This window comes from Bartonella sp. AA1HLJMS (genome assembly GCF_042197445.1).
Classification (GTDB): domain Bacteria; phylum Pseudomonadota; class Alphaproteobacteria; order Rhizobiales; family Rhizobiaceae; genus Bartonella.
The window spans coordinates 1-3,632 of the sequence record NZ_JBHIRW010000083.1 but is presented as its reverse complement, the minus strand read 5'-3'; the positions used below and the strand labels follow the sequence as shown (position 1 = coordinate 3,632).

Here is a 3,632-nt window from a genome sequence, read left to right as displayed (position 1 = left end):
TCACAGCAGAGCAAAATCTTAAAAACCTTACACTTTATAAAAGCGTTTGTTTATTTATCTTATGAAAAGCTGCTTTTAAAAACCAATGCTTGCAAGCTAAAAAGAACGTTTTTACAAGACATTCACTTAATATGCATTTGCTTTTGATTGGATTGTTAAAGCTACCGAGCGTTTTGATTTGTTTGATAGGTTTGATAGCCATAACAAGCGTTTATAGGCTCTCTCATTCAAATGAGTGATTAAAGATCATATGCATCATTTACATTCCTTTTGATAAGTTTTCATATCTCTCATAGAGCGCTTGCAATATGATACGTTTTGGATATATGTACTGATTACTCCATTGTGGATGATTCATTTTAATCAATAAGAAACGCTATTTGAAAGCCGCGTCATATCACTTGACACGGCTTTCTTTTATGAATGCTCTCTTTTATGATATGTATATTAAGCAATTATCTTATAATGCGTTTATAGTCATCAAGAAGGCACCCCCATGTCTATTTTATTCTGTTTCATCAACAATCTTGACAAGGTTATCGCTTTCATAAACTTCATAATTTATAGGAACTTCCTTTACTTTGCTTTTCTTGGTTAATTTCGCATTGCCATAAGCACGTCCCCAGACCTTAGTATAGAATAAAACCTTGGCATTGCCAAAAACAGAGCCATAAATTTCAGCACAACCGCCCACCAAAGCACCGCCATAGACCTTGCCATGTATTTTTGCACGACCATTAATAAAGGCATAATTATAAACCTTGGCATAGCTATGAATACGAGCCGAGCCAGCAACAATGGCACGACCATAGACCCTTGCATAACTAAAAACCGTAGCATCATAAGAAACATGAGCATACCCATAAACATTGCCATAAACATGAGCATTGCCAAAGATTTTTACTAAGTAACAAACATATACATTGTCAGAAACGACGGCATTATCGTAAACATGAGCAGCCCAATCAATACGAGCAGAGCCTAATATTTTTGCATTGCCATAAACATGAGCATTTGCACCGAAAACCCATGCATCATCATTAACAACGGCATTGCCATAAACTTTAGCATTTCTATTAATACAAGCATTATCATGTATTTTTGCATTGTCAGAAACGACAGCTTCCCAAAAAACGGTAGCATTATCATAGACCCAGCAATTGCCATCATGAGAGAGATTGCTTTCCTTTTCGATAAAACCACCTAAATCACCAGTCTTTACATCAGCAAAATCTCTAATGGCTTTAATGCGGTGTAAAGTATGACCAGCCACACAACGTGTTTCATTCGTAAATTCGTATTTTTTTGTTATAGGTAAAGAGACACAAGCGTCATCAGAAATTTGAGATGCAAGATTAATCGTTTCATTGTCTTCAATACGTGTATACCAATTAATAAAAGCATTCCCATAGACTTTTGCATTGTCTCTTATAACAGCCTTATCACATACAGCAGCGTTATTAAAAACACGAGCATGTTTGTAAACAAAGGCATATCCAAAAACCAAGGCATTATCATGTATTTTTGCATTGTCATAAACACTAGCAAAATCAAATACCTTTGCATTATCGAAAACACGAGCATAATTAAAAACAGTAGCATTATCAGAAACAAGAGCATTATTATAAACACAAGCCTCATTAGCTACCCAGCAATTACCATCATGTGATAAGTTACTTTCCTTTTCAATAAAGCCGCCGAGGTCGCCCGCCTTTACATCAGAAAAATCTCTAATGGCTTTAATACGGTGTAAAGTATGACCAGCCACGCAACGTGTTTCATTAGTAAATTCGTATTTTTTAGACACAGTTATAGCGTTCATAGGTAACTCCCTAAGTTCATATTTGATAAATTTAAAAATGAAATGTTTAAAAGAGGGGCGCCCCCGCCACGCCCGTGTCTTATTTACGCAGCGTCTTTTAGTGACTGGTCATTATAGACAATTTCTTTACTACAGACTTCAATATTATTGCGAACCCAAGTGTCACCTTTGATAACCGCATTGCGAAAAATCTTTACATTTGCAAAAATACAAGCATATCCGGAAATTTTCGCATTATCATAAATTTTTGTATCATTAAAAACACAAGCGTAATAATGAACATGAGCATTACCAAAAATATGAGCATCCGGATAAATACATGCAAAGCCATACACATGAGCATTGCCATAGATATTGCCAGCCACAACCGCCTTGCCATAAATCCTTGCATTTTCATAAATACAAGCAATATTATTCACATGGGCATACCCACTTACAACGGCATTATCGTAAACCCTTGCATTACTATAAACCTTGGCTTTACCGCCCACCCAGCAATTGCCATCATGGGATAAATTACTTTCACCTTGTATAAACCCGCCTAAATCACCTTTTTTACGTCTCCAAAATCTCTTAAAGCGCGAATTCTATGAAGGGTTTTAAAGCCAACCTCTATTGTCTCTCCTGTAAATTCGTATTTTTTTGCAGGCTCTTGTTGATTAGCAAGCGCGGTTTCATTTGCATTTAAAGATATAAGGGAGGTGTTTTTTGATATAGAATTCATTTTATTAATCCTAGTAGTTTACAAAGGTTTTGAAATTGACACCCTTATAGGGCGCCGGGCGCTCAAAACACGGCTACTAGTCCGTTGGCATGCCTTCCCCATAAGGGTTTTTTATAACAAACCACACCCGACAAAATCACTATATATGCTAACAAAAGCATAAAAGAAAGTCAGTATTTTAAAGACTTTGGAAAGGTTATTTCGTAACCCATTTGCTAGTAGTTTAGTGTTTTGAATCACTTGATTATTTATATAACAAAATACGTATTTATTGTCAAATAATATTTTATCTTTTTTGATATTTTTTTATTTTTTAAATACGTTGTGTATTGATAATATCTTATGCTTATTAATTGCTTCTTTTATATTTATATGCTTTTAAATCTATATTATTGGCTTTAGAAACGATTGCGTTATTGTTTGAATCTATACATTTATAATATTTAGAAACGCTCTCATAATGCGTATTTTTAACTTTATAACCTATCAATTTTGTCACTAAATGAATTTTAATTTTTTTGTGAATTTTGTTTATAACGCATTTATCATTTGAACTATCTTAATAAGCACCGCGCTCTTATAACCAACGCATTCATTTGCATTTTTGCTTTATTCAAATAAAGCTACTGTTTTTACGCATTCTTTATAACTGTTATATGCTTTATAGCCATGACATCATTTTTCATTGTCATAAGAGAAACGATAAATAGAATAATTGCGATTTATTGTCTGTTATGAAAATATCTCAATAGCAACTGATCATTATAGAGATCAGTAAAATCCCTTTTAATAGGCTTTTGTCAGTTGTGTCAGTTTTGTCAGTTCTTTTTAGACCCTCTATTATTTTTTTAATGAGAAAAATTAAAAACATTATATTTCAATAGGTTAGTATTTTAAAAACATAACTCATATCAAGAGTACAATCTTTAAAGATAACCATGATGTGAATTGATTAAAACTTGTCAGTTATGTGTCAGTAAATTGAACCGACAAATTAGATTATTTTAGAGAATGATTAAAACATGTCTTATGAGAGTATGTAATCTTTAAAGCCTTTCAAAAGATAGTTTGTAACTCATATGAAAT

Annotated in this window: 1 protein-coding gene and 1 pseudogene; both read right to left on the bottom strand. The window is 33.3% G+C overall.

The window, feature by feature from the left end:
* Positions 1-505 precede the first annotated feature (505 nt).
* A complete protein-coding gene (locus ACFIQE_RS09105) occupies positions 506-1,312 on the bottom strand; it encodes a hypothetical protein (protein WP_375707587.1) in 807 nt (268 codons plus the stop codon).
* A 593-nt stretch (positions 1,313-1,905) separates the two neighbouring features.
* A pseudogene (locus ACFIQE_RS09100) lies at positions 1,906-2,546 on the bottom strand (hypothetical protein).
* Positions 2,547-3,632 lie beyond the last annotated feature (1,086 nt).